The following is a 5714-nucleotide window of genomic DNA, read 5'->3' on the forward strand; positions in this document are numbered from 1 at the left end:
GGGTCATCGTTGTCGTCGAGGCCGATGAAGCCCAGGTCGGCGATGGCGCCGAGGCCAGTCGCGCGCAGATGGGCGGTGAGGTGGTCGTGTCGGCAGGCGGTGATCTCCGAGATGCGTCCGGGCCGGGCCGCGGAGACCCAGAGCAGCCGGCCACGATCATCGGTGAGTGCGATCACGAGTAGTCCGTGGCATTTGCTCTTACCGGAGTAGTTCCTCCGGTTCGCGTCTCCGGTGCGGCGTCGGGTGCGTATCAGCGAGCCATCCAGCAGTACGATGCCGCCGCCCATTCGGGCGATCTTCTTGAGCGCGCGGTCCAGGCGCGGGGCGCGGGCGGCCAGCAGGCCGACGACCTCGCGCACCCACCGGCTCACGGTGGTGCGGTGGATGCCGTTGCCGCCGGCCAGGTCGCCGAGCCGCTGGTCACAGCGCAGCACCGCCAGCACGGTCCCGGCGATCTTCCCGGCGGGCAGCGCCCGCCACGGCGAGCAGATCTTCTTGCAGTGGCCGCGGATCAGATCGGCGAGATAGTTCAAGGTGGCGCTCGACAGCGGCAGGCGGGCGGTGTAGACAAGGCCGTCAGGGCCCTCGACGGTTTCGTTGTATTTCTTCACACCAAACTCAACTGCCGCCGGGCGCCCGCCGGTTACCCCTACCCGCTCTTCGAGTCCGGCAACTACGGGCGCACGGTGAACTTGCCGTCACCCCGCTTGTGCAGCCAGCCGCGATCGGCCAGCTTGATCAACTTCCCGCGCAGCGGCTCCAGCTTGCCCCGCACCCCGGTGTCCAGACCCAACGCCTCACGGCCCGGGTGGCGACCGGCCCGCCGACCTGCCGCACGGCGGCCAGGATGCGCTGGTAGTCCGCCGGCAGCGCGGACTCGGCCACCCCTGACGCCCGGTCCGGGACCAGCCGCACCGCCCGACCCGCCACCTGCACCACCGGCGACCCGGCCGTTGCCCGCTCGTCAGCGAGCTGCTCGCTCATCCGCTGCCACACCCGCACCGCTACGGCCAGCTCGGCCCGCTCGGCCCGCACCTCGGACAGCTGCTTGACCAGCTGCTCTTCGAGTTCATCCAGCTCCGCGCGGCGCGCGGAGATCCGCTCATGCACCTCGGGGTCCACCGTGCGCCGGAGCGTACGAGCGCAACCCGCGACAGCGGATGAGAAACCGGAAACCCGCACCTGCCAGACGATCTACGCCCCAGACTGCCGCCTTACCGAGCAGCCCCGGCGTCACGCCGTCCGGATCCGGTCCCGCACCTCCGGCCGCACCTCGAACCCGGCCGCCTTGTACGTGGCGACGCCGCCGACGTTGGAACTCGGCGTGCATACACGTACGCTCGACGAGCCCATCTCCCGCAGCGCGGCCGTCCCGGCTACGGTGATCGCCCGGCCGTAGCCGCGACCACGGTGGACCTCGTGGACGCCCATCGGCTCGACTAGCCCCGGCTTCCCCGGGCCGGCCGACCACACCGTCACCACCGCCGCCACGCTGCCCTGGTCGTCATAGGCGCCCAGGCAGCGGGCGTCGGCGTAGAACGGTCCCGCCGACATCGCGTGCCAGTACTCGCGCGTAGGCCGCGAGGTGTTGAACGCCGACCGCAGGACGTCGGCGAAGTCCTGCGCCTGCTCCGGGCCGATCGACTTGATCCGCACGCCGGGGTCCTCCACCGGCTCGGTGAGGTCCCGGAAGAGCGGCGTCCACGGCTCGTCGACGCCCCAGCCCTCCTTGCTCAGCAGGTCGTGGAGCAGCAGGCCCAGCGGCGCCTCGATGGACACCGCTCCTTCCGGCAGCACGCCGCGCTCAGGCAGCGAGAGGTCCTCGACGAGCCGCCGCGCCAAGTCCTCATCCTGGAAAGCGTCCGGAGCGACCGCCATCCGCACCAGCGTCGGCGAGTCGAGCATCCCGACCGCGAGAATCCGCCCGTCCCGACTCCAGATCCGGACCACCGCGGCCGTCTCGGCCGTTCCGAACCGGTAGTTCCAGCCGATGTCCCCGGAATGCAACTGCATCGGCGCTTCGTCGTACTGCCACTCCCGCAGCGCAGCCATGGCCTCGCGTAACCCGTCGACAGTCGGCGTACCCAGCACAAACGTCATAGCCGGGATCAGACACTCCATCCCGAAGGTCCGCAACCGATTGACCGGGCCGGCCGCTGCTCCCGCAGCGGCCCGACCAAGAGTTTCTGCTCCCGCAATAGCCCAGCAGCTTCGGTGCCCCCGTTCCGCGCGGCGCGCGGAGATCCGCTCATGCACCTCGGGGTCCACCGTGCGCCGGAGCGTACGAGCGCAACCCGAGACGGCGGGCGAGAAATCGCCAAACCCGCACTGCCAGACGATCTACACCTCAGACTGCCGCCCACGACCAGCACGAGTACGCCGAAGGCAACTCATGCCAGACCCGTGACCAGCACCTTCACGATGCACACTGCTCACTGGCATACCACAGCCTGCCCCGCGCGCCGCGGTGGCGAAGCCCAGACGTCGAGGCTGGGCGCGGCATCCCATGCCATGAGCATCGGGGAGACAAGATGGCCCTGCCTGACCGCAGTTGTGTGAAGGCCAGAGCGGCAACGGTCCGGGGCAGTTGATGCTCGTTGGATTCGGCCACACCCACGTACGGCCAATGCTCCTGCTTCAGGGCCGGTAGACGCACTCCGCCAGCGTCGTGTGCTTCTTCCACCCCAGCGTCTCATATAGCGCGCGCCCGGCGTCGGTCGCGCCGAGAACGCCGAGGACCGCGCCTGTCTCCAGGGCACGGTCGGCAAGCGTACGCATCACCAAGTTGCCCAGCCCGCGCCGCCGATGAGCCTCCTCGGTCATCACCCGGTCCACGACCACAGCTTCCCCGAGGGATGCCATCTGGCCCTGGGCCACCTGCTCGCCCGCCGCATCCAGCACCCGAGCGTAGGTGACGGCTCCAACGGCCTCCACGGTCACGATGTACCCTTCAGGCGCGACCGGGTCCGTGGCCATCAGGTCAACGGCCATCAGATGTCCGTTCTCCTCCCAGACCCACCCCGGGGACAACCAGGAGTCGATCTCCTCCGGCTCCGCGGGCATCTTCATCCAAGTCTGCGGGACGGACACGGAGGCGGAAGCTCTGTGGACCAACAACTCCTTGGCCTCGGGCAGGACATGGCGTCCCACTTCATCTAGGTTGCCGGCCACCTCGATATAGAGACCCCAGGGCTTCTCGACAGGCGGGCGTGTCCGTCGGGACACGGCCCAGCCAGCTGCCCAAGTCCGGACTATGTCCGCAACCATCAAGCCCTCCCGAAGCTGTGGCCGTACCAACAGCCAGGTAATAGACAGCAGTCGGGATCACACATTACGACGTCGTGCAGTCTGCGGCATCTGTTTTTGCCGGGGTACAGCTCCTGAAGGGCAGTCGTGACAGGACACAAACAGCACTGCAGAGGAACCGCCGCCAGCCAGCAACCATTACGAGGACACCGCCCTACCTCCCCGGCAGCCCCGCAAGCGCCCTGGACTGCGCCTGCGGCCTCTACCCCGCCGACCCAACGTCTGCCCCGGCACCGCGCATGAGACAGGCTCAGGAGTCAACCCCCGAAGGACTTCCGGAGCCGACCACTTAGCGGGAAGATCGCTGGGTATAGTGCAGGCGTTTCGGGGGGCCGGCGACCTGGAGTCGGTCGACCTCACGCGCCACCTCGTGTTCATCGACATCCGGGGCCCTGGCGGAGCCCCGATGACCACATCGCTGAGGAGGCCGTCCCATGGAACCCGTCACGCTGATCACCGGTGGCTCGACCGGAATCGGCGCCGCCACCGCCCGCGCCCTGCTCAAGCAGGGCCACCGCGTGGCCGTCACCGGACGTGACGCGGACAAGCTGGCCGCCTTCGCTGCTTCGGCCGCAGCGGGCGAGCGGCTGCTGACGATCACCGGCGACACCAGCGACGCGCACGACATCGCCTCCGCCGTGCGCCGCGTGGTGGAGGCGTGGGGCCGACTGGACAACGTCATCGCCAATGCCGGTTTCTCACTGCCCGGCAACCTGGAGAGCCATGCCCCCGAGGACATGCGCGCCATGGTCCTCACCAACGTCCTGGGCCCGGCCCTGCTGGTGCGGGAGACCCTGCCACACCTGCGGGAGTCCAAGGGCCGGATCGTGATCATCGGTTCGGTCGCCGGGGTGCGCAACACGCCTGGCAACCTGTACTCGGTCACCAAGTGGGCCGCGCACGCACTGGCCGAGAACACCCGGCTGCTGGTCGGCAAGGACGGGGTCGGCGTGACGGTCGTCGCCCCCGGGGTGGTGGACACCCCGTTCTGGGACGAGCGCGGCGGCACCCCCGAGGCGGCGCCGGTGATGACCGCCGAGCAGGTCGCGGACACGATCGTCTTCGCCGTCAATCAGCCCGCGGGCGTGGACATCAACCACATCACCATGCGGCCGACCGGACAGGTCGGCTGACGCCGCGCTCCCAACGACCGTGCGACAAGGCGCCTTCGGCCCCGCCGCGTACCACGCGGTGCAGGCCGAAGGCGGGTGCGCACGCCCTTAAGTACCAGGGGCAGGGAGGTCACTTCGCGCAGCCAGGCGAGATCCTCCCGAGTGATCGAGGCGCCGAACTGCTCCTTGGATTGCCGGGCGATGGCCAGCTCCCCGTCCCGACTGCCGTGCGAGGCGGCCATCACGTCGTGCGCCACGTTGACCGCCCGGATGCCCGGGGCACCGCGAACCCCTTGGTGGCGTCCCGCGGACGGAACGCCACCCTGAGCGCGTCGACGGTGAGGACCAGCGCACGAAGACCGGCGGCCTCGGCCCGGCGGATCAGGTCACGGCGCTTGAGCCAACACAACTGCATCCACAGCCGGCCGGTTGCCGCGGTGGCGATGTCCACTGACACCTACCGCGTCACAAGATCAGCGCCAGAGCCAATTGCATGACCGTCGACAGGTGTCCAGGTGCAGCCCCGTCTGACGGGCGATGCGCGCGTTGGAGCGTCCACGCGCGGCGTGCAGCACCACCTGTGCACGCACCCGCAGCCGGTGCTCGGTCTTGTGGTCGTAGGCCATCATCTTCAGCCGCGCGCGTTCGGCGGCACTGGGGGCTATCGGACAGGCAGTACGGAGGGGCATGGCGGGCGAACCGATCGGCCGAAGTGGATCACTGGCAAGCCGCAACCTGCCCCGCCCGCCGTGGCAGTGGAGCCCAGGCGTCGCGCCGGTCGGCGGGCGCCCGAGCTTGGACTGACCAGATCACTCCGTCACCGGCAGGCACTCGGCGAGCAGGTCGACGACGTCGCGCCAGGCTCGCTGCGCGTGCCGTGGATGGTAGCCGACGCCGGGGCGCACGGTGTGGTCGACCGATGGGTGGTGGAAGGCGTGAAGGGCGCCGCCGTAGACCACGAGGCGCCAGTCGACGCCCGCGGCCTGCATCTCGGCGGTGAACGCCTCCCGTTGCGCGGGCGACATGATCGGGTCTTCCGACCCGACCCCGGCCCACACCGGGCAGCGGATGCGCGCCGCCTCGCCCGGTCGGCCCGTGGTCAGTGCGTTGACTGTCCCGATCACGCGCAGGTTGACGCCGGCGCGCCCGAGTTCCAGCCCGATGGCGCCCCCGGTGCCGTAGCCGACGGCGGCGATCCGGTCGGGGTCGGTCCGCGGGTCGGCGCGCAACACGTCGAGCGCCGCATGGCCGATGCCCCGCATCCGGTCGGGGTCGGCGAGCAGCGGCATGCAACGG

Annotated in this window: 8 protein-coding genes; 1 reads left to right on the top strand and 7 read right to left on the bottom strand. The window is 69.9% G+C overall.

The features are described 5' to 3' along the window. From B073_RS0138650 to B073_RS0138665, 4 genes are all read right to left on the bottom strand, one after another. The coding region (locus tag B073_RS0138650; protein WP_018543411.1) for a transposase family protein at positions 1–611 on the bottom strand (611 nt) is incomplete at its 3' end. Positions 612–738: 127 nt separating this feature from the next. Further along, positions 739–1122, bottom strand: a complete 384-nt coding sequence (locus tag B073_RS42605; protein WP_234025271.1) for a hypothetical protein — start codon at positions 1120–1122, stop codon at positions 739–741. 111 nt (positions 1123–1233) lie between these two features. Next, positions 1234–2100, bottom strand: a complete 867-nt coding sequence (locus B073_RS0138660; protein ID WP_037814267.1) for a GNAT family N-acetyltransferase — start codon at positions 2098–2100, stop codon at positions 1234–1236. A gap of 537 nt (positions 2101–2637) precedes the next feature. Beyond that, a complete protein-coding gene (locus tag B073_RS0138665) occupies positions 2638–3267 on the bottom strand; it encodes a GNAT family N-acetyltransferase (protein ID WP_026248148.1) in 630 nt (209 codons plus the stop codon). Positions 3268–3740: 473 nt separating this feature from the next. Between B073_RS0138665 and B073_RS0138670 the strand changes: the two genes are divergently transcribed. Next, entirely contained in the window at positions 3741–4439 is a 699-nt protein-coding gene (locus B073_RS0138670) for an SDR family oxidoreductase (protein ID WP_018543414.1), read from the top strand. 220 nt (positions 4440–4659) lie between these two features. Here B073_RS0138670 and B073_RS47420 read toward each other — a convergent pair whose 3' ends face one another. From B073_RS47420 to B073_RS42615, 3 genes are all read right to left on the bottom strand, one after another. Next, the gene (locus B073_RS47420) at positions 4660–4875 is read right to left on the bottom strand and encodes an alpha-hydroxy-acid oxidizing protein (RefSeq protein ID WP_199788242.1); all 216 of its coding nucleotides are present in this window, start codon (positions 4873–4875) and stop codon (positions 4660–4662) included. A gap of 16 nt (positions 4876–4891) precedes the next feature. Beyond that, a complete protein-coding gene (locus B073_RS47010) occupies positions 4892–5107 on the bottom strand; it encodes a hypothetical protein (protein ID WP_086023887.1) in 216 nt (71 codons plus the stop codon). A gap of 120 nt (positions 5108–5227) precedes the next feature. Beyond that, positions 5228–5714: dienelactone hydrolase family protein (locus B073_RS42615; protein ID WP_037814269.1), on the bottom strand; the 487-nt coding region annotated here is incomplete at its 5' end.

Origin of the sequence: Streptomyces sp. MspMP-M5 (assembly GCF_000373585.1) — a bacterium.
Lineage (GTDB): Bacteria > Actinomycetota > Actinomycetes > Streptomycetales > Streptomycetaceae > Streptomyces.

Excerpts from the sequence above, each read along its gene's own strand:
- B073_RS47010 (WP_086023887.1), bottom strand. The coding sequence starts at position 5,107 with ATGCCCCTCCGTACTGCCTGTCCGATAGCCCCCAGTGCCGCCGAACGC.
- B073_RS0138665 (WP_026248148.1), bottom strand. The coding sequence starts at position 3,267 with ATGGTTGCGGACATAGTCCGGACTTGGGCAGCTGGCTGGGCCGTGTCC.
- B073_RS0138670 (WP_018543414.1), top strand. The coding sequence starts at position 3,741 with ATGGAACCCGTCACGCTGATCACCGGTGGCTCGACCGGAATCGGCGCC.
- B073_RS0138660 (WP_037814267.1), bottom strand. The coding sequence starts at position 2,100 with ATGACGTTTGTGCTGGGTACGCCGACTGTCGACGGGTTACGCGAGGCC.